Below are 23,059 nucleotides of genomic sequence, written 5' to 3' on the forward strand. Positions count from 1 at the left end.
ACTGGACTTGAACCAGTGACCCTCGCCTTGTAAGGGCGATGCTCTCCCAACTGAGCTAACAACCCGGGTCTAAGTTATTCTACATGCGATACTCGAAGATGAGTAAATGGTGGGTTGTACTGGACTTGAACCAGTGACCCTCGCCTTGTAAGGGCGATGCTCTCCCAACTGAGCTAACAACCCATATAGAATAAACAGATGCGTCACTTTAAAAGTGGTGGGTTGTACTGGACTTGAACCAGTGACCCTCGCCTTGTAAGGGCGATGCTCTCCCAACTGAGCTAACAACCCACATCTGATAACAAAGAGTGAGGAAACCTCTCTCGCTGTTGTGGGGCGCTATTATAGATAGAGACGAAAGACTGTCAACACTTGAGTTGCACATTTTGTTTTATATGCGGGTTTTATAAACAACCTGTTCATCAACTACGCACGCGAAGCCTGCACTCCCGCTTATGTGAGTCATAATTGTGCGCGTGGTAACAAGGGATGTGCGTTCATAGGGCTATATAGGTATCGATACCAGCGCAATAATGAAGGCCTTATTTATGGAGCGCATTATGAATCACAGTCTTTTTATCTCCCACGGCGGAGGGCCGTTACCTCTATTGGCGGAACCAAGTCACACAGGTATGCGTGATGCATTAGCAAAACTAACGACTCAAATTCCTAAGCCTCGGCTTGTTATTGTAATAAGCGCGCATTGGCTTTCACAGGAGGGAGTTGCTATTAATACCCAGCAACAGCCCAACTTGCTGTATGACTATTACGGTTTTGATAGGGCGGCCTATGATATTGCTTATCCTTGCACGGGTCATACTCGAGTTGCCAACTACTTAGCCGGTTATTTACAACACCAAGGTATACCTACTCTTATTGAGCAGCAAAGAGGACTAGATCATGGTGTCTTTGTACCGTTAAAGTTAATGTATCCAGATGCAGACGTCCCTTGTGTACAAATATCATTGCATGGCGGTTTAGATGAGCGCTTTCATGTAGAGTTAGGGCAACACCTCGCAAATGCTGTTGCTGATCTTGATAACGTACTTTTACTTGGTTCAGGTTTCACCTTTCATAATATGGCTGCATTTAAAAAAGGGCCGATTGATGATACTCAGGGGTATAATCGGCAGTTTGAAGCATGGCTCAAACACACTTTGCAGGCGCCTATGAGTGAAAAGCAGCGCCAACAGCAGTTAATTGCGTGGCGAACAGCACCTGGTGCACTTTATTGTCAGCCCACGTCAGAACACTTGTTGCCTTTACACTGTGCATATGGAGCAGCTTGCTGTCGACCTGATACCCATATCTCAACAGAAATTATGGGGTGGCAAGCCAGCTTTTTATTATGGCAACTAGAGGCATAAGTGGTCGTTGCGATTAAGGTGATACTTTGGCTGACGAAATAACCACAATAGATACCGATATTTGCCTGTATCAAAGTAGGTAAGTGGTTAATAAAAAGTCATATTTGACTGTTTTTGTCTAACCTTTGCGCGTCTTGGCTAAAATTGCTTCGGTCAGTAAAAAGTTACTTAAAAAGTGTTGACTTTGTTTAGGGGGGTGCATAGAATGCGCCCCGCACTCAACGAGATGAACACCGCAAGTTTGGCAGTTTATCTCAAGCTGTTTGGGGCTATAGCTCAGCTGGGAGAGCGCTTGCATGGCATGCAAGAGGTCGGCGGTTCGATCCCGCCTAGCTCCACCAAATTCTGTAGTGCAACACACGTTTCTATCTCGGTAGGCTAAACTTCGAATGTTTAGGTGTGATACTCGTATGGTAAGAGTTTAAATAACCAGTCCTAGTGACATTAAATTCAGCGTTTTTGCTAAGGCCGCTTCGCCTCACTGGTTCAGCTCAGCCTTTACAAAAATTTATCGAAGTTGTACTTCGATAGCGAAATTTTTGTCCCCTTCGTCTAGAGGCCTAGGACACCGCCCTTTCACGGCGGTAACAGGGGTTCGAATCCCCTAGGGGACGCCACTTTACTCGTATGGTTAGAGTTTAAATAACCAGTCCTAGTGACATTAAATTCAGCGTTTTTGCTAAGGCCGCTTCGCCTCACTGGTTCGGCTCAGCCTTTACAAAAATTTATCGAAGTTGTACTTCGATAGCGAAATTTTTGTCCCCTTCGTCTAGAGGCCTAGGACACCGCCCTTTCACGGCGGTAACAGGGGTTCGAATCCCCTAGGGGACGCCACTTTACTCGTATGGTAAGAGTCTAAATAACCAGTCCTAGTGACACAGAATGTAATAAGCCTAGTGCTCTTACAAGTTCTGCTTAGATGAATAAGGTCATTCGCTTTCGCGGGCTCAAGCTCATCTTACGCAGAATAAGCAAAGTATACTTTGCTGAACCAATTCTGCGTCCCCTTCGTCTAGAGGCCTAGGACACCGCCCTTTCACGGCGGTAACAGGGGTTCGAATCCCCTAGGGGACGCCACTTTACTCGTATGGTAAGAGTTTAAATAACCAGTCCTAGTGACACAGAATGTAATAAGCCTAGTGCTCTTACAAGTTCTGCTTAGATGAATAAGGCCATTCGCTTTCGCGGGCTCAAGCTCATCTTACGCAGAATAAGCAAAGTATACTTTGCTGAATCAATTCTGCGTCCCCTTCGTCTAGAGGCCTAGGACACCGCCCTTTCACGGCGGTAACAGGGGTTCGAATCCCCTAGGGGACGCCACTTTACTCGTATGGTAAGAGTCTAAATAACCAGTCCTAGTGACACAGAATGTAATAAGCCTAGTGCTCTTACAAGTTCTGCTTAGATGAATAAGGTCATTCGCTTTCGCGGGCTCAAGCTCATCTTACGCAGAATAAGCAAAGTATACTTTGCTGAACCAATTCTGCGTCCCCTTCGTCTAGAGGCCTAGGACACCGCCCTTTCACGGCGGTAACAGGGGTTCGAATCCCCTAGGGGACGCCACTTTCTTCAAGTACTCTCTTGAAAAAGAACCATCTCTTCATAGCTATTAATATTTATCTTTTATTAAAAATTCCCGTTACTTTTCTTTTCTTGTCACAGAAGTGCGCGTTAAAGCGTGGTTTATGGGAAAAGGATGGGAGCCAAGGGACAACCTTGACTCAATAGCGTAGCTTAAAAGCTGTTATCAGCCTTTTTCTGGATCAGTTCAATTGCATAGCCATCAGGGTCTTTAACGAAGGCTATTTCTGTAGTGCCTCCTTTTACCGGACCCGGTTCGCGGCTTACTACGCCACCGGCGGCACGAATTTGCTCGCAAGCCTGGTAAATGTCGTCATACTCAATGGCAATATGGCCATAAGCATTGCCAAGATCGTAGCTATCTTCATCCCAGTTATAAGTAAGCTCTAACACGGTAGTGTCTTTTTCCTCACCATAACCGACGAAGGCGAGGGTGTAGCGGTATTGCTCGTTATCGGCACGGCGTAGCTCTTTCATACCCAGCACATTGGTATAAAACTCGATTGAGCGCTCTAAGTTGCCAACACGCAACATGGTGTGTAATAAACGCATTTATGCTACCTCAGTCTTGTCTTTAAATTCACATAAGTCTTCGATAATACAGCTGCCACAGCGCGGCTTGCGCGCTACGCAGGTATAGCGGCCATGGAGAATAAGCCAGTGGTGTACATCAACCTTGAACTCTTTCGGCACGACTTTTTCTAGCTTTTGCTCCACCGCGACGACATCTTTACCCATAGCAAACTTGGTACGGTTAGAGACACGGAAAATGTGGGTATCAACGGCAATGGTTGGCCAGCCAAAGGCGGTATTAAGCACGACATTTGCAGTTTTGCGGCCAACGCCGGGTAATGCTTCTAAGGCCTCACGGTTTTCAGGGACTTCCCCCTCATGTTGTGACACCAAAATCTCGCACATTTTGTACACGTTATTGGCTTTGGAATTATATAAGCCGATGGTTTTGATACTCTCACGCAGCGCCTCAAGACCGATATCCAAGATAGCTTGCGGCGTATTGGCACGCGGGAAAAGTTTTCTGGTCGCCTTGTTGACCCCAACATCGGTGGCCTGTGCAGATAAGGTTACTGCCACTAAGAGCTCAAAAGGAGAGCTATATTCCAGCTCGGTTTCTGGGTGCGGATTAGCTTCGCGCAACCGCTCAAGGATGAGTCGGCGCTTATCTTTGTTCATTGTTGCCCCTTGATTGTCTGTCGTTAAAACGAGCCTAATCTAAACTGGTCACTCGTGCCCTTGGGCCTTTTACTTCCTCAGCGCTAGGCGCGTGTTTGGCTTTAAGCTGCGCATCAATTAAGTTTTTAGCTGCAATCAGCAAACCTAAACCAATAAATGCTCCCGGAGGTAAGATCGCCAGCAAGAATTGGTTGTCAAAGTGAATAATGTCTAGACGTAGGCTTTGTGCCCATGGCCCCAGCAGTAAGTCAGCGCCATCGAATAAGGTACCTTGACCAATGAGTTCACGCATAGCACCCAAAAGCACTAGGATCATGGCAAAACCTAGGCCCATCATGAGCCCATCCCATGCACTTAATAAGGCATTGTTTTTAGAAGCAAACGCTTCTGCGCGACCGATAATGGCACAGTTAGTGACTATCAGAGGGATGAAAATGCCTAAAGACTGATATAAACCAAAGGTAAAAGCGTTCATTAGCAATTGGATAATGGTTACAAACGCGGCGATGATCATCACAAACACGGGAATGCGGATATCTTTAGGCACCCATTGGCGTACCAGAGAGACCGTTACATTTGAGCCCACTAATACCAGTAATGTCGCTATTCCCAGTCCCAGTGCGTTAGTGACTGTGCTGCTGACTGCTAGCAGCGGACACAGGCCCAGCAATTGCACTAGCGCTGGGTTGTTGCCCCATACACCTTCTTTAAATAAGGTTTTATATTGGCTCATGATTGCTCCTCAGCTAAGCAATGATTGTCTGCTGTTGCGAGCGTGTCAAAGTGTTGTTGTGCATATAAAACGGTGCTTTTCACTGTTGTCACCACTGCGCGAGGAGTAATGGTTGCGCCGGTGAACTGATCAAACATGCCGCCATCTTTTTTCACTGCCCAACGCTCGTCGTTTGCGCCTTGCACTTGCTTATTGGCAAACGAGTAAATCCAATCACTGCGTTTAGTTTCTACTTTATCGCCGAGCCCTGGAGTTTCGTTGTGTTTGGTAACTTGCACTCCACTGACGGTGCCATCAGGATAAACAGCACTGATCATATCTATATTGCCACTGTAGCCATTGGCGGCGGTACTTTGAAGCACTAAGGCGATGACCTTGCCTTGCCTGCGAGCACGATACACTGTGTAGCCCTCACGCGGGCCTAACTGCGGGGTATTGACGGTGGTGCAGTCTAAATAAAGGTCGTTGTCATATTGCGATGCCGGCAACACTTGTTGTAACAAGCCTTGTAATTGTTTTTTCTCTTGGATCGCAATTTTGGGCGCGGTGTATTGCTGCACTAAGGTCACAGCACCTGTAGTAATAAGTGCGAATGCAGCTAAAATCCCACCATTTTTCGCCATCGAAGAAATAATCATGATTTTGCTCCGTGACCATAAGTACGAGGCTGGGTGTAATGATCTATGAGCGGCACTGCCATATTCATCAGTAACACCGCAAAGGCGACGGCATCGGGGTAGCCACCAAAGCTACGAATAAGATACACAATAACGCCTATGGCAGCGCCATAAATTAACCGGCCGCGATTTGTGGTTGATGCCGAAACCGGGTCGGTAGCAATGAAAAACGCACCGAGCATAGTGGCTCCGCTTAACATATGAAATGCCAGCCCAGGTTGGTTGCCCGAGTCAAAGATATAGCCGATGCTTGCACACACGGCTAAGGCACTGAGCATCGCCACCGGAATGTGCCAATTGATTACGCGTTGTTGTAGCAATAACACGCCACCAACGAGATAGGCCATGTTGACCCATTGCCAAGCTACCCCGGCGTACTCGCCAAACACAGGTTTTTCCATGCTCTCGGCCACAGTTAGGCCATGGCTAATATCGGTGCGTAGGGTGTCCAGTGGCGTGGCCATGGTAACGCCATCAACACCGACACGGATCTGTTCGAGGCTAAAGCCGGCTTCGGTATAGTGTGTAAAGATGAGTGACAGCTCATCGCTAAAACTTAGCGTGTGCTGCATAAGCTCGCTCGGGGGCACCCATAAGGTCATTTGCACCGGGAAGGAGACAAGCAATAGCACATAGCCTGCCATGGCTGGATTAAATAAATTAAAGCCCAGTCCGCCATAAAGCTGTTTAACAAAGATAATGGCAAAAAAACAGCCAATGACAATAACCCACCATGGAGCGAGGGGGGGAATACTGATAGCCAGCAAAAGCCCCGTGAGCCAAGCGCTGCCATCTTGTAAGGTTGGCCAAATTTTACGCCCGCGAATCGCCAGCATAGCGGCTTCGAATACGCTCACGCACACTAAGGCTAAAACTAATTGCACCACCACACCGGCGCCGAAAAAATACCACTGTGTGGCAATGCCCGGAAGCGCTGCGAGCGCCACCAAAAGCATTAATTGCGTCACTGATTTATGGCTGTGCTTATAAGGTGAACTCATCATATTGAGCTTCATGATGACTCCTCATCATCGTTTTTATCGGCTTCTCGGGCGGCTTTTTTGGCTTTGGCCCGAGCTATTGCAGCGGCCACAGCGGCTTTTTTCTTATCCTCAGGGGAGGGGACCTCAGTCTCGCCTGAGGCGCCTTCAGCTTCGGCATTGGGCTGCTGCATAGATGCATCAGCTTTTGCTGCTTTTTTCGCTTTGGCGCGAGCAATGGCAGCGGCCACAGCGGCTTTTTTGTTATCCTCAGCAGAGGATGCCTGGGTCTCGCTTTCGGCACTGTCAGCAGGGGCATCGGGCTGCTGCGTAGATGCATCGGCTTTTGCCGCTTTTTTCGCTTTGGCGCGAGCTATGGCAGCGGCTACGGCAGCCTTTTTATCTTCTGCGGCTGTGGGCTGGCTATCACTTTGTTCACTTTGCTGGGCTTTTTTCGCCTTAGCACGAGCAACAGCTGCGGCGACTGCGGCTTTTTTATCATCCGCTGTTGCGCTTGGCGCTTGCTCAGGCTGTTGTTTTTGTGCCTTGTATGCACGAGCCTGCTCTTTTCTTTGCGCACGAGCTTGAGCAACCTCTGAGTTATCTGGCTCAGGGGCTTCACCTTGCGCTTTTTTGGCTTTGGCGCGGGCAATCGCTTCGGCGACTTTTTCCTTGTTATCACCTTGCTCTGTTTTCTTTGCTTTCACACGAGCCAGGGCTTCAGCCACTTTTTCCTTACTTTCACTGCTTTTAGCAGCGCTTCGGCTGGGCCGTTTGTGGCGGTTGCGGCGCTCTTCTTGCTCGCGCTCTAAGCGTGCTTTTCTCGCTTCGAAGCGCTCGCGTGCACGCTCAGCTTTTACTTGCTCTATCTGTTGTTCGCGAATTTCAGCTTTTGCGACTCTGTAATACTGTACCAGCGGAATTTCACTTGGGCATACGTAGGCGCAAGCACCGCACTCAATACAATCAAATAACTTATGTTCTTCGAGTTTTTGGTACTCTTTGGTTTTGGCAAACCATTGCAGCTGCTGGGGTAATAAGCTAGCAGGGCAGGCATCTGCGCAGGCACTGCAGCGAATGCAAGCGCGCTCATCACCGGGCGCCGGCATTTCTTGGTTACTGGGAGCTAATATGCAGTTGGTGGTTTTGACTACAGGTATGCGCACACTGGGCAAGGTAAAGCCCATCATTGGCCCCCCCATAATCACCCGTTGCATTGGCTCAGGATTAAAACCTTGGAAAGCTAATAAATGCTTAATTTCCGTTCCCAGTAAAGCCCAAACGTTACCTTGTTGCTCAAGAGTTTCGCCTGCAAGGGTGACAACGCGTTCGATCAGCGGCTTACCGAGCTCGACAGCTTGCTGTATCGCGTATAAGGTGCCCACATTTTGTACCAGCACACCGATATCGGCGGGGATCCCGCCAGCAGGCACCTCTTTGGAGGTGAGTATCTGAATAAGCTGCTTTTCGCCGCCCGAAGGATATTTGGTTTCAATCGCTCGGACGATGATATTGTCGTAGTCGGCGCAGGCCTGAGTCATCGCCTCGATGGCCTTCGGCTTATCATCTTCAATACCAATGATAGTCAACTCAGGACCCAGTAAGTGCTGGATGATATGGATACCGCGCACGATTTCTTCACTGTGCGCTTGCATAAGCACATCATCAGCGCTGATATAAGGTTCACATTCGGCGCCATTAACAATCAAAATATCGATTGGCTGTTTGCTTGCGGTTTTAACATAGGTCGGAAAACCCGCACCGCCCATGCCAGAAATACCAGCATAATGAATGATATCAACTAGTCGCTCGGCACTAAGCTGCTGATAATTAGGGTGAGGCACAAGCTCACACCAAGTCTCTTGGCCATCGGGTTCAATAATAATACTCAGCTCAGGAATGGCTGAAGGGTGCGCCGAGGGCATAGGCGTGATATCCACTATACGACCCGAGGTGGGTGCATGCACGGGCACTGACCAATTAGCATTGGGGCGAGTGAGAGCCTGGCCTTTCAATACCTGCTCACCTGCGCTTACTAATAACTGCCCCTCAGCACCAATGTGCTGTTTGATTGGCAGCACCAGTTTTTCGGGCAAAGGTAAGCTGTGAATAGGGAGCGAGTTCGTTTTATATTTATGGGTAGGCGGATGAATGCCACCAGGGCTTTGCCATAACTCACCGCGACGAATACGTGATAATAAAGAGTCCACACTACACCTCTTAATCTATCTGAGTCACGGGGATGGCATCGAGCTGCCATTTCCACGTTTGTTTACTTTGCGCTAGAGGGATCATATCAATGCAATCCACCGGACAGGGCTCAACACACAAATCACAGCCAGTGCACTCATCTTTGAGTACGGTATGCATTTGTCGTGTTGCCCCAACAATGGCGTCGACCGGGCATGCTTGGATACACTTAGTGCAGCCAATGCATTCGTCTTCGCGAATGTAGGCAACTTTTTTCTCTGGCTCTGCTTCCTCGCCACCGGCGAGTGGCTTCGCTTCTACCCCCATTAAGTCGGCTAGCTTTTTAACAGTCGCTTCACCCCCTGGCGGGCATTTATTGACATCATCACCGTTGGCAATGGCTTCGGCATAAGGGCGACAGCCAGGGTAGCCGCATTGACCACATTGAGTTTGTGGCAAAATGGCATCAATTTGCTCGACAACAGGATCGCTTTCAACTCGGTAGCGCACAGCAGCAAAACCGAGGATCACGCCAAAAATAAGGGCCAGTACACCCAGGGCGATTAAGGCATAAAATAAGGTCATATTAAAACGTTACCAATCCGCTGAAGCCCATAAAGGCCATCGACATAAGTCCCGCCGTTACCATAGCGATTGCTGCACCTTTGAATGGCACAGGTACATCGGCGCCGGCCAAACGCTCACGCATAGCAGCGAATAGAACCAGTACCAGAGAAAAACCAACGGCAGCACCAAAGCCATATACGGCAGATTCAACAAAGCTATGCTGCTCTTTGATATTTAACAGGGCAACGCCGAGTACGGCGCAGTTAGTGGTAATTAACGGCAAAAAGATACCTAACAAGCGATAGAGCGTCGGCGAAGTCTTCTGTACGACCATTTCGGTAAACTGCACCACCACGGCGATCACCAAGATGAAACTCATAGTACGCAAAAAGGTGAGCTCTAAGGGCAGCAAAATATATTGATTAACCAGGTAGCTGGTGACGGAGGCCAGCGTCAATACAAAGGTGGTGGCCATAGACATGCCCACGGCGGTGTCCAGCTTACTTGATACACCCATGAAGGGGCATAGGCCAAGAAACTGTACGAGCACGAAATTGTTTACCAACACGGTACTGACGAGCAGTAAGAGATATTCCGTCATAGCTACCCAAAAAACTGAAAAGAACCCGTGTATTATCCTTATTTCTCGGTCATTTCACAACAGTTGTAAGGGCTTATACGAACAATACAGCGGTGACGAGCACCGCTTTTAAGGCGTTTACCTAGCTCAATGGGCCTGAGCTGTCGCGCATCACTAATGAGGGGGTGAAAGTGCGAATAATTTCTTTATCTTGATTACGGGCTCCCCGAGTCTTACTAAAAAGCAAGCGTGCGGCATGCTGAGAGATAACATCGTTATCCTGATGCGCGGTGGTCAGCTTTGGCCAAGTTTGTTTGGAGAAGGGCGAGTCTTCAAACCCCGTGATCGATAACTCATCGGGAATAGCCATATCCATAAGCCGCGCTGCAAAGAGTGCACCTGCTGCAATTTCATCGTTACCACCCATCACCGCACTGATATCCAAACGGTTCCCTTCTTTAAGCAGGGCTTTAGCACCATTGACGCCAGATTCAAATGAGTAGTCGCCGCGATAAATTAGCTCTTCACGCACCTTGATACTATGATCTTGCAAGGCTTGTTCATAGCCAGCGAGTCGTTCGGTGGTTGATTTGTGCCCCTGATCACCACAAATGAAAGCGATGTTACGGTGTCCTAAACTTATCAAGTGAGACGTAATTTCGTATGCAGCAGCGTAGTCATTTACATATATACACGGGCTAGTCTGTTCGCTATCACCACGGCCAGAGAGAATGCGTACATAATGCATACCCATCTCATCGAGCATATCAATCAATGCTTGCTGTTCTGAAAGGGGTGGGGTTAACACTAGGCCTGCGATACGCGAGCGCTTGATCATGGTTTTTAGTTCTTCTTGCATAGTGCTATCGGCATAACTGCAAGGGTGAATGACCAACTCATAACCCTCCTTTCGACAGTGAGACAATACCCCGTTTTGCATATCAATTACATAATAGGCGTTGGGGTTATCATACACTAGGCCAATGGCATAAGAGGATGTTCCTGCAAGGTTGCGGGCAGCTAGGTTAGGTTGGTAGTTTAATTCGTTTACAGCGGCCATAACGATATCGTGCGTTTTCTTGCGCACGGACGGCTCGTTATTTATTACTCGCGAAACCGTTTTCATTGATACACCAGCTAGTTTCGCGACATCATTTATCGTTACTTTCATGTTCTTTTCTTATTATGTCTGTGTTGGCACACAGGTGTTGTCATTAAGAGTAGCAGACACAGAGGTCACTATCGCGGTGGACCTGTTTTGCTTAAGCGTGCTCTATTATTTCCTTGCCGATAAAATCGCTTTGGCGTTGCTGTAGAGCAATTACAATCGCTTAAAACGCATACATAGCCATGCTTCTCCATGAGTGTATCTAAAGTTAAATGCAAATAGCAGAGAAAATTTTAAATTTTCCTCATGATACCGGTGTCAAAGACGAAATTATGCGCTATGATCCCTTCACTAAAATCGCAAATTAGCAGATTGACAGCGTTGTCATTTTAACTTAATGTTAACGCCGTTAGGTTGAATTTCGTATATTTGCAGGTAAAAGAGTCTCTTCGCTGACAATTCACTTTTTCACAGCGAGCCTTTCGTATCTTTACCTAGCGCTAATGATAGTAACAATAGCCCCATAAGCAAGGACTTAAAGGAAGTATAAAATGGTAGCAAGTCGTTCACAACTAGCGAGCTGGCAGAGCCTAGAAAAGCGCGCTCAGGAATTACAAAACACCCATTTGAAAACGCTTTTTGCAAACGATGATGCGCGTTTCAACACTTTCTCCGTTCAGGCTCCTGGCATTTTATTCGATTATTCTAAGCAGCTAATTAACCAGCCGGTGAAGGACGATTTACTTCGTTTGGCTGAGGACTGTGAATTAGCGCAGTGGCGCGACAAGATGTTCGCGGGTGAAAAAATTAATTTTACCGAACAGCGCGCCGTTTTGCATAGCGCGCTGCGCAACCGTGAGCAATCGGCGATTATCGTTGATGGCGAAAATGTGAGCGAGCAAGTCGAGACTGAATTGGAGAAAATGCGCGCCTTTGTTGCCAAAGTGCGCTCAGGTGAGTGGCTCGGATTTAGCGGCAAGGCAATTCGCCATGTTGTGAGTATAGGCGTGGGTGGCTCAAACCTGGGTCCACAAATGGCCACTGAGGCCCTCGCAAGCTTTGCTGATGACACCCTAGACGTACATTATGTTTCCAACGCCGATGGTGTACAAATTGCGAAAGTACTGGATGCGGTTGACCCTGAAACCACACTGTTCGTTATTTCCTCAAAGACTTTTACCACCTCTGAAACCATGACCAATGCTCAAACAGCGGTGCAATGGTTACAAGATGCTACGAGCGAAGCGGGTGCAATTGCTAAGCACTTCGTTGCTGTGAGCACCAATTTAGAGAAAACCTCTGCATTTGGCATTGCGCCTGAGAATGTATTTACCATGTGGGATTGGGTCGGTGGTCGATTTTCAATGTGGAGCGCTATTGGTTTACCTATCGCTTTATATTTAGGTTTCGATGCCTTTATAGAGTTGCTTGAAGGGGCATTTGAAATTGACCAACACTTCAAAAACCAGCCAATGGCGAACAACATCCCGGTGCTGATGGGGCTATTAAGTGTCTGGAATACCACTTTCTTAGACCATAAGGCGCAAGCTATTTTACCCTATGACCAAGCATTGCATATGCTCCCTGCCTATTTACAGCAGGGGGAAATGGAAAGTAACGGTAAGTCAGTTAATTTTTCCGGTTCTCGCGTTAATTACACCACAGTCCCGCTAATTTGGGGCATGACGGGAATAAATGGTCAGCACGCGTTTTATCAATATTTACACCAAGGTACCACCATCGTTCCGGCAGATTTTATTGGCTCGATTAAGCCGCAAGTGGAAGTGGGTGAGCATCATCGCGTATTGATGTCGAACTTTTTTGCGCAAACCGAAGCCATGATGAATGGTGTCAGCGCTGAGCAAATCCGCGATGAGCTCACAGCAAAAGGGATCAGCTCCGAGGAAATTGACCAATTGGTTGCTCACAAAGTACATCAAGGCAATCGTCCTACTTCTTCGATACTGTTAGACACCGTGGATGCGAGAGGACTTGGCCGCCTCATTGCGTTGTATGAACACAAAATTTTTGTCCAAGGTATCATCCTTGAAATTTGCTCTTTTGATCAGTGGGGTGTGGAATTGGGCAAAGGATTGGCTAAAAGCATTGAAGCTGAGCTGAGCGATGGCCAAGTCGGCGAGCACGATAGTTCCACAGCCGGATTAATGAATTATTATCAAAGTAAACGATAAACAGAATTTGCTGCCTAGGCAGCACAGCCGAGTAGCGCTGGAGGGCTTAGAGGGGCAGTGTGGTTTTACTGACCCTCTAAGACTCTATTTCCTTTAAGGACCAGCACAAATGAATACCTTTGAACGGGTAGCGCTGGAGTCTTTAGGGCCTGTATGTTTGTGAGAGGACGTATAGTTACCCTAAGACTCATTTATTCTAAAGCTCCGATAACACGAAAACTGTGTCGGAGCTTTGCCATTTTCATTTAGGTGGATTTGGCCGCTGACTTCGTATTCATCGATGTCAGTGTGAAAACTGTCACAGGATAGAGCCGCGAAAGGTTATACTGTCCTCATAATAACAAGTATTATTGGCTCGATAGATAGCCGATGAGAGCAGCCCCTAGGGTGTGAATCTGCATCCACACGAAATGGGCACCAAACAGGTAGAGAGTAAATCATGCTAAATCCTTTTGATATTATCATTTTTGGCGGCGGTGGCGATTTGGCCTTGCGCAAATTGCTTCCGGCGATGTATCGCGCTTATCAGGAAGGGAACCTACCGCAAGGGACACGCATCCTCCCCACTGTTCGTGGCGCAGATAAACGTGACGAATATATTGATACCGCTCACAAAGCAATGAAAGAGTACTTGGCCAAAGGTGAGTACAACGCCAAAGATTGGAAGGCGTTCGCTGAGTTCCTTGTACCAGTCGTTGTCAATGTGACCGAGGCTGACAGTCATTGGGATGAGCTAAAATCGATTTTAGATGAGCACGAAGCAGATAAGTCACGTGTGTTCTACTTATCATTGCCGCCAGCAGTGTATGGCACCTGCTGTGAAATTCTCTCTGCTAAAGAGTTGATTACTGACACCTCGCGTGTGGTGGTTGAAAAGCCCATCGGCTACTGTGGTAAGTCAGCAGAAGAGATTAACGCGAAAATTGCGCAATTCTTCAGCGAAGAGCAGATTTTCCGTATTGACCACTATTTAGGCAAAGAGACGGTTCAAAACCTGATGGCGTTGCGCTTCTCTAACTCTTTGTTTGAGAATTTATGGGATGCCAAGTCGATTGATAATATTCAAATTAGCATCTCGGAAACGGTGGGCCTTGAAAGCCGCGCGGGCTTCTATGATAAAGCCGGCGCGCTGCGTGATATGGTGCAGAACCACTTGTTACAATTACTTTGCTTGGTGGCGATGGAGTCGCCGCATAAGCTCAATGCGAACTCCATTCGCACTGAAAAATTAAAAGTGCTTGAGGCGCTAAGGCCGTTGGTGGGTGAGCAAGTCGATGAAAATATCGTGCGTGGCCAATATGTACCAGGCGATCTCGACGGTAAACTAGTGCCGGGGTATTTAGAAGAACTGGGTGAAGGCTCAAGCGCGACAGAAACCTTTGTCGCTATCAAAGCGCATATCGATAACTGGCGTTGGGCTGGTGTGCCATTTTATTTGCGCACAGGCAAGCGTATGCATAAGCGTTGTGCGGAGATTGTTGTTGAATACAAGCCGGTCTCGCACAATGTGTATGAGCAAGATGTCGGTCCCATCCAGCCTAATCGCCTGGTGATCCGCCTGCAACCAGAGGAAAGCATCCAACTTACGCTGATGTCTAAGCGTTTGGACAATCTAGAAATGCAACTAGAGCCTGTTACGTTAAATATCGAGCTTTCAGAAACCTACTCAAAGGGTTTCCATTCAGATGCCTATAAGCGCTTAATGTTGGATGCGGCGGCCAATAACCCAGCGCTATTTATTCATCGTGATGAAGTGCGTCAAGCATGGAAATGGATTGATCCTATTATCGAACGTTGGCAGGAAAAAGGGATCCCGTCCCTATACCGAGCTGGCTCATGGGGCCCAGATGATGCAGATGAGCTTTTAGCAACAAATAACCACCGTTGGTTTAATACCGGGGAGGGCGCGTAATGGCGAATATTACAGAACACTTCTTTGATTCCAAAGAGCAGATGACCGCCAGTTTGGCAGAGTCACTAGAGCAGCGCTTAACCCAAGGTCTCGCTGAGAATAGCCGTGCAGCGCTGATGGTATCTGGCGGCTCATCGCCGGCTCCAGCCTATAAGTACCTATCAAACCTTGATATTGATTGGCACAAAGTGGATGTTGCTATGGTTGATGAGCGCTGGGTTGATGCCAGCCACGAGAAAAGTAACGAGACTTTCATCAACAATACCTTGCTACAAAATAAGGCTGCGCGCGCTAACTTTATCACCATGAAAAACGCAGCCCCGACTGCTGAGCAAGGCGTTGAGGCATGTGAGCAGCACTATCAGCAAGTGCATCGCCCTTATGATGTAACCATTTTGGGCATGGGGCCGGATGGCCATACTGCGTCTCTTTTCCCGCACGCGCAAGGCTTAGAAGCTGGGCTTCAAGCTGAGCAACTGGTATGTGCTATTAATGCTATTGAAAGTGAGGTGACAGGAGCGATTACCGAGCGAATGACATTAACGGTGCATGCTATTGCCCAATCAAAGGTCGTGAAGTTACTTATCAGTGGTGAGCAGAAGCTTGCAACTTACAAAGCGGCTAAGCAGCAAGGAGATGTTGCAGAGATGCCACTGCGAGCAATATTGCAGCATCCAGATATTGAGCTCGAGGTGTATTGGGCTCCTTAACCGTATGACGACTATCAATAATGAATAACAAAAGCGCGGCAATAGCCGCGCTTTTGTTTTTTAGGGATGTAAGCTAAATGGCTGACAGTTTAGCTTTTGGTATCCTGCTAGAAGGCGCAAATCAATGGCTGCAAAATCGTGCCTCCAAGTTTTTGTAAGCAAATATAAATTTAATTGCAATGGGCACTAGACGGCAGCAGAATATTTGCATAGAATAACAATGACAGCGCTGTCATTGTTATTGATAATTAATTGTGACCCTTGAAAAGATACAAACGCTTCTGCCCGATGCTCTGTATTAAAGCGCCGCCCAACTATTATCTTTTGTATAAAAATAGTGCTATGAGAATAGTTGTTGTTAAAGTTATCCAACTGGGAGTAGAACAGGGAATACTTTAAGCATTTGAAAATTATTCTTACTTTTACAGGTACTTAGTCGCTCACTTAGCGGCAAGTAGAATCAAAACTGCCCCCTTATTTACCTTAATCAGAAACCAAGTCGCCAATTAGGCTTTACTTTTGTTGTCACATTTGTGTTATATTCATCTCGATTTCACACTAGCAGAGCTAAATTCACCTCTATTAAATGTTCACTAAATCATAGAGTTAAAGATTGACTCGCGGTTTTTTTAAACAAAAAAGCCAAAAAGATGTAGCGAAATTGTAATTTAGGGTGTATGGTTTGTTAGTAGATGACAGCGTTGTCATCATCACTGGGCAGAAGTGATAAAAAAATCAACAAAATGATTCAAGGGGAATCCTGTGTTAGCTAAAAATTTTAAAAAAAGCTTATTAGCAGTGAATATCGGCCTTGCTATGGGTGCTGGTTTTTCCGGCGCAGCAGTAGCGGCTGATGCACAAACTCAAGCAAAAGAAGATGTTGAAGTAATTGAAGTGCGCGGTATCCGCCGCTCATTAGAAGCGTCAATGAATACCAAACGCTTTGCTAATGCCGTGGTAGACGCGGTATCAGCAGAAGACATCGGTGAATTTCCTGATAATAACCTTGCCGAGGCTCTAGGTCGTGTACCTGGTGTTACTGTTTCTCGTCAGTTTGGTGAAGGTTCAGCCGTCTCTATCCGTGGTGCGTCAAACTCGCTGACATTAACCACGCTAAATGGTCAGAATGTGGCCTCTACAGGTTGGTATTCACAACAAGCCATTGACCGTACCTTCAACTACTCTATGCTTCCACCAGAAATGATCGCTGATATGGAAGTATACAAGTCATCGCAAGCAGACCTGTTAGAAGGTGGTGTCGGCGGTACTGTAATCGTAAATACCCGCAAGCCTCTAGATTTAGAGCCAATGACTATTTTCGGTAGCGTCAAAGGTTCGGGTTCTAGCCAGTCAGATGAAATTGATCCAACCGTTTCTGGGTTAGTCAGTTGGAAAAACGAAGCTGAGAATTTTGGTGCATTAATTTCTGTTGCACAATCGGACTATACACTGGAGCGTCGCGGTGATGAGGCGTTACCTATTTGGGGTGGTCGTATTGCGCCAACTGCTTTTGTGCAGGAGCGTGAGCGCACAGCCTATGATATCCAGCTTCAATACGCACCAACTGATGCACTTGAGTTCGGCGTACACTATATGAATCTTGAGTTGGGTGCAGATGGCGTAAATAACCAGGTATGGATCCCACAAGATACGTCTAACTGCGAAGCGCTGAATGCCGATGGTGTGCCAGAGCGTTGTACTTCATCGCAACAGTGGTTTGACGACACAGGTTTAGGTGCAAACAGCTATTGGGACGTGCGTCCACGTAACGCAACAATGGAAACTGAACTGATTGCCGCAGATATGAAGTTCTTAGGCGATGGCTTCACGGTTGAAGTTCAAGTGGGTACATCAGAAGCCACGGGTGGTACCAACTTTGAAACCAACGTTGCTTACATTTCGGGCCTAGGCGGTTCGGTAGGCACACTTGATGGCACGGGCACGAATTGGATTTTTGATACCGAAGATCAATCTTATCCATTGCCTGCAGCTGGCGAGTATGTTGGCTGGGAAGGCTTACAGCCGGGCGCGATTGTTAATGAGCCGCGTACGGATGAAGAAACGTATGCACAGGTAGATGTTGAGTTCGAAACAGACTTTGAATACATCACGTCAATTAAAACCGGTTTACGTTGGTCCGATCACGATGTTGTTCGTGACAAAAACCGTCCAAACTTGAACTTTGATGGTGCCGCAGAAGCCGAAATCGTTGATGCTGACCGCTTCACCGATGGCCGAATTGATGCTGGCATGAGCGATATCTCTATCCCTAATGGTGATGGCGCTGAGATGATTGCTTATACTCAAGAATTCATCGAAAGCTGGGCTCGTGAACGCTCAGGGTATGCATCACTAAACGAAGAAACGGTTGCTGCCTATGTAATGGCTAATTACTCAGGTGAAAACTTCCGTGGTAACTTCGGTTTACGTTATGTGTCAACTGAAGCAAGCTCGCAAGCCTATGCTTTAGCCCCTGGTTTTGTCGACCCAACGCATGCATTTAATAATGGTTACTCGACAGCTCTAACAACTGAAGAACATGACTATTCAGAGGTTTTACCTAGCTTTAACTTGGCTTATGACCTTTCTCAAGACATGATCTTACGTGTATCTGCTGCGACCGTTATTTCTCGTCCAAACTACAATGACATGTTCAGTAACGCTGCATTAGCAGGTTATGACGACAACGACGATAACAACCAGTCGGTCACCAAAGGTACACCGTCACTGAGCCCATTTAAAGCGAACCAAGCTGATGTTGGTGTTGAGTATTACTACGCTCCGTCTAGCTTAATTGCAGGTAGCTTCTTTTGGAAAGACGTTGACACCTTTACCACAAATACAGAACAACCAGGTCAAAGTATTGGTATCGTTGACCCAGGAACAAACACCGACAACTGGCGTGTAGAGACGTACACAGACGGTGACGGTGGAACCATTTATGGTGCAGAGTTCCAGTTGCAGCATACGTTTGATAACGGTTTCGGGGCTGTTGTAAACTACACTTACTCTGATTCAGATGCCAATGCAGAGAACTTCGTAGATGGCAACTCTGTATTCTCTGATGCATCAGAGCACACAGTGAATACAGTGGCGTTTTATGAGACCGACGCACTATCACTACGTGCAGCCTATACTTGGCGTTCAGAGTACATGATTCGTGAAACGGGTTTCTACGGTAGTCGTCTACACGAAGACTTTGGAACATTGGACTTAAGTGCGAGTTACGATATCAACGAGAACTTCACTATTATCGCCGATGTTACAAACCTTCTAGAGGAAGACAGCATCCAGGTTGGTAACCACCAAAACTGGACTGACACTGATAACCCACGCTTCAGTCGTGGATACCCAGCGTATAATTATCAGGGTGAGTCGCGTTACTCTGTTGGTTTACAATTCCGCTTCTAAAGCGATATTGTTGATAAAACCCGAGCTTATGCTCGGGTTTTTTGTTTAGGCAAGTGGCAGTTTGAAAATGAAAAAATTGAGAAAAGTCGTTATTGTCGGTGGTGGTACATCTGGCTGGTTGGCTGCGAATCACATTGGCAAGAGACTATTAGGCAGCGATATTGAGGTGTGCTTAATTGAGTCACCTACTATTCCAACCATTGGCGTCGGTGAGGGCACTGTGCCGATGATGGTCAGTACCTTACAAAGTTTTGGTATTTCTGAGCAAACCTTTATTACCCAGTGCGATGCGACGTTTAAACAATCAATAAAGTTCATAAACTGGCTTGATAAACACCACCATGGTGAATACAACTATTATCATCACTTGTTCGAATACCCCTTTCCAAATAATCAAGATGTCACGCAAACTTGGCTCAGTGACACAACTGCCGCTTCATTTGCCGAAACCGTTTCGTTTCAACATATGCTCTGTGAGCAGGGTGTCGGCCCTAAGGCGATAACTCAAGCGCAATACACTGGCCATGCCAGTTATGCATATCACCTCAATGCGCTCAAGTTTGCCCAACTATTAAAGGACAATGCCACATCTCGGTTCAACGTAAAGTTACTGAAAACTAACGTTACAGCGGTAAAGTGCAATGATGAAGGCCATATCAGTGAGCTGCAAACCGACGATAGTGGCCAAGTCAGCGGCGATTTTTTTGTTGATTGCAGTGGCTTTTCGAGCATTTTACATCGACAAGCCTTAGGCGTTAAATCAGTGGATGTAAGTGATCAGCTGCCGATTGATAAAGCCATTACGGCCCAGGTCCCGACCCCTGCAGATGATGCTATTCCACCTTACACGCTGGCCACCGCACATCAGGCCGGGTGGATATGGGACATTGCCCTGACCACACGACGTGGGACCGGCTTTGTGTATGCCAGTGACTATTTAACAAAAGAGCAGGCATATACCAAATTTGAACGTTATTTAGGTCAGCCGTTGTCTGGCTTAAAAGTACGAGAAATTGATATGAAAGCGGGGTTCGCTGAGCGGGCTTGGCATAAGAATTGTGTGGCGTTAGGGCTTGCTCAAGGTTTTGTTGAGCCTTTAGAGGCAACCTCCATTCTGCTGACGGACTTTAGTGCAAAGCTATTGGCTGAGAATTTGCCGGTGCAGCATCATGCGCTTGCGTTAGCCGCCAAGAAGTATAACGAAATTGTCGATTATGCATGGCGCCGAGTCGTCGATTTTATCCAATTGCACTATTATCTTTCAGATCGTCAAGACTCTGCGTTCTGGCGGGCAATGAAGTCAACTGACAGCATGTCTGTGGTGCTCAAAGAACGTCTTGCGTTGTGGCAATACCAAGTTCCTAAGAAGTCTGACTTTAACTCTAAATATGAGGTGTTTGAGCTAGAGAACTACTTGTACATTCTCTATGGTATGCATTTTAAGCCATGCGCTCATTTAGTTGCCAAGCCTGAGCATAAAGAGTTGATTGCTATGCTAACAAGCTATGGTGAGCAGCTACTAAAGCAGCTGCCTAAACACCGAGCCTTGCTTAACAATATAGCCCAACATGGGCTGCAGAAAATTTAGCTTTTACACGACGCACTAAACGCTTCGAGCAATGCTCTGTTTGACAAGAGCTTGCTTGCAGCACTGCGTTTTTGTGCGGCGATTGAGGCAAATGCTTTGTCGATGATCTCCTCGTTGATTGGCGCTTTTTCAACGTAGTCAGGTAAAAACTCTAATCCATAGAGAATGTATTGCCAACTAGCGAGAGTAAACAGGTCGTATTTGTAGGGTAAGTCGCCATCGGTAATACCGTAATGCTGCCAAGCCTTAAGCTTTTCCTGCAGTGAGGCAGGAATGGTCTTAGGGTTTTTCTGCTCTCGCCAAAAGGGGGTATCATCGCGCTTGGTGAGACAATAATGCAGCTTTATAAAATCGATAATGTTGTCCCAACGGGATGTGAAAATACGATTGTATTGTTTTTCTCTCTCGAGCATCGCTTCTCGAGTTGCAGGGAAACGGGCGGCAAGAGAGCGCACTCCCGCCTCAACCATGGCTATAGCGGTTGCTTCCAAAGGCTCGACAAAGCCGCTGGAAAAGCCGATAGCACAGCAGTTTTTGGCCCACGATTTTTCTCGGTAGCCGGTTTTGAAGCTGATATGACGATAGCGCTTCTCACTATCATGGGCAATACCGTGATAATCGCACAAGGTTTTCTCAGCCTGCTCTTTGGAGCAGTAGTGTGAATTGTAAACATAACCGGTGCCTCGGCGATTTTGTAAGGCAATATCCCAAATCCATCCGGCGTCTTGCGCAGTGGACACCGTATGGGTCGTGATAGGGGTCTCGGCATCGGCATATTCCACAGGTAAAACAACGGCGGTATCAACTGTGAGGTAGTGGCTTTTATCAACAAAGGGCACGTTTAAAGCTTTTGCTAACAGCAAAGAGGAGAAGCCCGTACAGTCGACAAAAAAATCAGCGTCATGCTGGCGTTGCTGCTTATCAACTAAGTGCGCGATGAAACCTTGTTCATCCAGCTCTACTTGCTCAATATCAGCAACAATATGCTCAACCTGTAACTTGTTCATTGCATGCTTTTTGAGTAACTGACCCAGCTTTGCGGCATCGAGGTGGTATGCATACTTGGCAAGCCAAGCATATTCACCCGTCTCAGGTGTCTTAGGTGCGAGGTTTTCATCGCACAGGAATGACTGCACCGACGTCGCGTGGGCAAAATCTTGCTGCATCGTGCCTTGATGTTTTCGGCTTACCCAATATGCACTCAAATCAAGGCCTTTTGGTTTGGCAGGGGGATCAAATGGGTGGTAATAGGCATGAGGTTTATCGCTTGGGTTATATAACCAGTTTTTAAAAAGAGCGCCTTGCTTAAAGCTGGCGTCACACGCAGTGATAAACTCTTTTTCAGAGAGGCCAATCTCATACAAGGTATTGACGATAGTAGGGAAGGTGCCTTCACCAACGCCAATTGTGGGGATAGTGTCTGACTCAATAATACTGACTTTAATATCCCGTCCGGTTCGCTTGAAACTGCTGGCTAAGTAGGCCGCGCTAAGCCAGCCAGAAGTGCCGCCGCCAACGACAATAACACGTGATAAATCTTTCATTCTTATTCCTTTATTTTTTATTCTAAGTAGAAAAAGGAAGCGACACTCAGGCGACCATTACCTATGTCATCTTGCTGATTATGTTGTCCCTTTAAATCAGCGCTGTGCAATATATTGCCTTGATAAATAATGATTCTATTGAATTTCGCCGGCACACTCAGTACTCGCTCGAAAAGTGCTGAGTCGCCCTGAATATAACCATCAAAACTATGTGCATGATGCTGAATTGATTTAAGCATGTTTTTGACAGCGTTGTCATCACTAAACTGCGCCATTCCCGTTGGCCGGTAGCAGTAAAAGGAGGTGCCGCCATGTTGCTCAGAGCATAAATAGTGCACGGTTGCATAGTCTTTACTATCTAAGCTATCGATATGGGGAGCTTTTTGAAAGAGCGAAAGTTGAGACTCTTTCACCGTGGTCAGAGATAACTCGTTTCTGTAAATATCTACTTTACCATCAAGTTGCAACACTCCTCTGTCGCGCAGACTATTGAGTAATTCTGATAGCGCGCGTTTATAAGGCAAAGGCATTTTGTTGCGTTTACCGGGATAAAAAGAGCGGTCTGTTCCCGGTGGGTTAAAGTATGCGGTGGTTTTGGCATAGTGAATGACTTGTTCAGGGTTAGCTAAGAAGTCATCAACGACCACCACGCTTTCATTGGTTGCAGGAATTGCAATGACGTTCGCTTGGTAATCTAAATTCAGTGTATACATTGGTTTTAGCTTGTA

Annotated in this window: 17 protein-coding genes and 8 tRNA genes; 12 read left to right on the forward strand and 13 right to left on the reverse strand. The window is 46.9% G+C overall.

Features of this window, described 5'->3' with window-relative positions; translation table 11 throughout:
- Nucleotides 1–107: 107 nt before the first annotated feature.
- Both W04_RS15285 and W04_RS15290 read right to left on the reverse strand, forming a co-directional pair.
- A tRNA-Val gene (locus tag W04_RS15285) sits at nucleotides 108–183 on the reverse strand.
- A 32-nt stretch (nucleotides 184–215) separates the two neighbouring features.
- Nucleotides 216–291: transfer RNA gene (locus tag W04_RS15290), tRNA-Val, on the reverse strand.
- 269 nt (nucleotides 292–560) lie between these two features.
- Here W04_RS15290 and W04_RS15295 point away from each other — a divergent pair.
- From W04_RS15295 to W04_RS15325, 7 genes are all read left to right on the forward strand, one after another.
- Nucleotides 561–1,367, forward strand: a complete 807-nt coding sequence (locus W04_RS15295; RefSeq protein ID WP_197275975.1) for a class III extradiol ring-cleavage dioxygenase — start codon at nucleotides 561–563, stop codon at nucleotides 1,365–1,367.
- A 265-nt stretch (nucleotides 1,368–1,632) separates the two neighbouring features.
- Nucleotides 1,633–1,708, forward strand: a tRNA-Ala gene (locus W04_RS15300).
- A 200-nt stretch (nucleotides 1,709–1,908) separates the two neighbouring features.
- Nucleotides 1,909–1,984 (forward strand) — tRNA-Glu (locus W04_RS15305).
- Between the two features lie 141 nt (nucleotides 1,985–2,125).
- A tRNA-Glu gene (locus W04_RS15310) sits at nucleotides 2,126–2,201 on the forward strand.
- A gap of 167 nt (nucleotides 2,202–2,368) precedes the next feature.
- Nucleotides 2,369–2,444, forward strand: a tRNA-Glu gene (locus W04_RS15315).
- Nucleotides 2,445–2,611: 167 nt separating this feature from the next.
- Nucleotides 2,612–2,687 (forward strand) — tRNA-Glu (locus tag W04_RS15320).
- Between the two features lie 167 nt (nucleotides 2,688–2,854).
- A tRNA-Glu gene (locus W04_RS15325) sits at nucleotides 2,855–2,930 on the forward strand.
- 171 nt (nucleotides 2,931–3,101) lie between these two features.
- Here the strand turns inward: W04_RS15325 and gloA are convergent.
- From gloA to W04_RS15370, 9 genes are all read right to left on the reverse strand, one after another.
- Nucleotides 3,102–3,500: a lactoylglutathione lyase gene (gene gloA, locus W04_RS15330; protein ID WP_022944716.1), complete on the reverse strand. Its 399-nt coding sequence runs from the start codon at nucleotides 3,498–3,500 to the stop codon at nucleotides 3,102–3,104.
- Nucleotides 3,501–4,139 carry an endonuclease III gene (nth, locus tag W04_RS15335; protein WP_053911494.1) on the reverse strand — a complete coding sequence of 213 codons (639 nt, stop codon included), beginning with the start codon at nucleotides 4,137–4,139 and terminating at the stop codon, nucleotides 3,501–3,503.
- Nucleotides 4,140–4,173: 34 nt separating this feature from the next.
- On the reverse strand, nucleotides 4,174–4,872 hold the full coding sequence (locus tag W04_RS15340) for an electron transport complex subunit E (protein WP_022944718.1): 699 nt from the start codon (nucleotides 4,870–4,872) through the stop codon (nucleotides 4,174–4,176).
- A complete protein-coding gene (rsxG, locus tag W04_RS15345; RefSeq protein ID WP_053911495.1) occupies nucleotides 4,869–5,510 on the reverse strand; it encodes an electron transport complex subunit RsxG in 642 nt (213 codons plus the stop codon). Before rsxG ends, W04_RS15340 begins: the two co-directional genes overlap by 4 nt.
- On the reverse strand, nucleotides 5,507–6,565 hold the full coding sequence (rsxD, locus tag W04_RS15350; protein WP_053911496.1) for an electron transport complex subunit RsxD: 1,059 nt from the start codon (nucleotides 6,563–6,565) through the stop codon (nucleotides 5,507–5,509). Before rsxD ends, rsxG begins: the two co-directional genes overlap by 4 nt.
- Nucleotides 6,562–8,739, reverse strand: coding sequence for an electron transport complex subunit RsxC (rsxC, locus tag W04_RS15355; RefSeq protein ID WP_053911497.1), 2,178 nt, complete (start codon nucleotides 8,737–8,739; stop codon nucleotides 6,562–6,564). Before rsxC ends, rsxD begins: the two co-directional genes overlap by 4 nt.
- 10 nt (nucleotides 8,740–8,749) lie before the next feature.
- Nucleotides 8,750–9,304 (reverse strand): electron transport complex subunit RsxB, encoded by a 555-nt coding sequence (gene rsxB, locus W04_RS15360; RefSeq protein ID WP_022946146.1) that lies wholly within the window; start codon nucleotides 9,302–9,304, stop codon nucleotides 8,750–8,752.
- Nucleotide 9,305: 1 nt separating this feature from the next.
- Nucleotides 9,306–9,887 carry an electron transport complex subunit RsxA gene (gene rsxA / locus W04_RS15365; protein ID WP_022946147.1) on the reverse strand — a complete coding sequence of 194 codons (582 nt, stop codon included), beginning with the start codon at nucleotides 9,885–9,887 and terminating at the stop codon, nucleotides 9,306–9,308.
- A 121-nt stretch (nucleotides 9,888–10,008) separates the two neighbouring features.
- Entirely contained in the window at nucleotides 10,009–11,037 is a 1,029-nt protein-coding gene (locus tag W04_RS15370) for a LacI family DNA-binding transcriptional regulator (protein WP_022946148.1), read from the reverse strand.
- Between the two features lie 488 nt (nucleotides 11,038–11,525).
- Here W04_RS15370 and pgi point away from each other — a divergent pair, with 488 nt between their 5' ends.
- The 5 genes from pgi to W04_RS15395 all read left to right on the forward strand — a co-directional run bounded on the left by pgi (nucleotide 11,526) and on the right by W04_RS15395 (nucleotide 20,787).
- Nucleotides 11,526–13,166, forward strand: coding sequence for a glucose-6-phosphate isomerase (pgi, locus tag W04_RS15375; protein ID WP_053911498.1), 1,641 nt, complete (start codon nucleotides 11,526–11,528; stop codon nucleotides 13,164–13,166).
- A 439-nt stretch (nucleotides 13,167–13,605) separates the two neighbouring features.
- Entirely contained in the window at nucleotides 13,606–15,078 is a 1,473-nt protein-coding gene (zwf, locus tag W04_RS15380; protein ID WP_053911499.1) for a glucose-6-phosphate dehydrogenase, read from the forward strand.
- Nucleotides 15,078–15,788, forward strand: coding sequence for a 6-phosphogluconolactonase (gene pgl, locus W04_RS15385; protein ID WP_053911500.1), 711 nt, complete (start codon nucleotides 15,078–15,080; stop codon nucleotides 15,786–15,788). Before zwf ends, pgl begins: the two co-directional genes overlap by 1 nt.
- 762 nt (nucleotides 15,789–16,550) lie before the next feature.
- Complete coding sequence (locus tag W04_RS15390; RefSeq protein ID WP_053911501.1) at nucleotides 16,551–19,199, forward strand: TonB-dependent receptor; 2,649 nt, start codon at nucleotides 16,551–16,553, stop codon at nucleotides 19,197–19,199.
- Nucleotides 19,200–19,266: 67 nt separating this feature from the next.
- A complete protein-coding gene (locus tag W04_RS15395) occupies nucleotides 19,267–20,787 on the forward strand; it encodes a tryptophan halogenase family protein (protein ID WP_053911502.1) in 1,521 nt (506 codons plus the stop codon).
- Here the strand turns inward: W04_RS15395 and W04_RS15400 are convergent.
- Together W04_RS15400 and W04_RS15405 are read right to left on the reverse strand one after the other, a co-directional pair.
- A complete protein-coding gene (locus W04_RS15400; RefSeq protein WP_053911503.1) occupies nucleotides 20,784–22,331 on the reverse strand; it encodes a tryptophan halogenase family protein in 1,548 nt (515 codons plus the stop codon). The genes W04_RS15395 and W04_RS15400 overlap by 4 nt on opposite strands.
- A 17-nt stretch (nucleotides 22,332–22,348) precedes the next feature.
- Nucleotides 22,349–23,044 carry a DUF6445 family protein gene (locus W04_RS15405; RefSeq protein ID WP_053911504.1) on the reverse strand — a complete coding sequence of 232 codons (696 nt, stop codon included), beginning with the start codon at nucleotides 23,042–23,044 and terminating at the stop codon, nucleotides 22,349–22,351.
- Nucleotides 23,045–23,059 lie beyond the last annotated feature (15 nt).

The sequence above is a fragment of the Pseudoalteromonas sp. SW0106-04 genome (assembly GCF_001293805.1).
GTDB classification, from domain to species: Bacteria; Pseudomonadota; Gammaproteobacteria; order Enterobacterales; family Alteromonadaceae; genus Pseudoalteromonas; species Pseudoalteromonas ruthenica.

What these genes read in the sequence shown, in the direction of transcription:
- W04_RS15295 (WP_197275975.1), top strand. Translation starts at nt 561, where the DNA reads ATGAATCACAGTCTTTTTATCTCCCACGGCGGAGGGCCGTTACCTCTA.
- gloA (WP_022944716.1), bottom strand. Translation starts at nt 3,500, where the DNA reads ATGCGTTTATTACACACCATGTTGCGTGTTGGCAACTTAGAGCGCTCA.
- nth (WP_053911494.1), bottom strand. Translation starts at nt 4,139, where the DNA reads ATGAACAAAGATAAGCGCCGACTCATCCTTGAGCGGTTGCGCGAAGCT.
- W04_RS15340 (WP_022944718.1), bottom strand. Translation starts at nt 4,872, where the DNA reads ATGAGCCAATATAAAACCTTATTTAAAGAAGGTGTATGGGGCAACAAC.
- rsxG (WP_053911495.1), bottom strand. Translation starts at nt 5,510, where the DNA reads ATGATTATTTCTTCGATGGCGAAAAATGGTGGGATTTTAGCTGCATTC.
- rsxD (WP_053911496.1), bottom strand. Translation starts at nt 6,565, where the DNA reads ATGAAGCTCAATATGATGAGTTCACCTTATAAGCACAGCCATAAATCA.
- rsxB (WP_022946146.1), bottom strand. Translation starts at nt 9,304, where the DNA reads ATGACCTTATTTTATGCCTTAATCGCCCTGGGTGTACTGGCCCTTATT.
- rsxA (WP_022946147.1), bottom strand. Translation starts at nt 9,887, where the DNA reads ATGACGGAATATCTCTTACTGCTCGTCAGTACCGTGTTGGTAAACAAT.
- W04_RS15370 (WP_022946148.1), bottom strand. Translation starts at nt 11,037, where the DNA reads ATGAAAGTAACGATAAATGATGTCGCGAAACTAGCTGGTGTATCAATG.
- pgi (WP_053911498.1), top strand. Translation starts at nt 11,526, where the DNA reads ATGGTAGCAAGTCGTTCACAACTAGCGAGCTGGCAGAGCCTAGAAAAG.
- zwf (WP_053911499.1), top strand. Translation starts at nt 13,606, where the DNA reads ATGCTAAATCCTTTTGATATTATCATTTTTGGCGGCGGTGGCGATTTG.
- pgl (WP_053911500.1), top strand. Translation starts at nt 15,078, where the DNA reads ATGGCGAATATTACAGAACACTTCTTTGATTCCAAAGAGCAGATGACC.
- W04_RS15395 (WP_053911502.1), top strand. Translation starts at nt 19,267, where the DNA reads ATGAAAAAATTGAGAAAAGTCGTTATTGTCGGTGGTGGTACATCTGGC.
- W04_RS15400 (WP_053911503.1), bottom strand. Translation starts at nt 22,331, where the DNA reads ATGAAAGATTTATCACGTGTTATTGTCGTTGGCGGCGGCACTTCTGGC.
- W04_RS15405 (WP_053911504.1), bottom strand. Translation starts at nt 23,044, where the DNA reads ATGTATACACTGAATTTAGATTACCAAGCGAACGTCATTGCAATTCCT.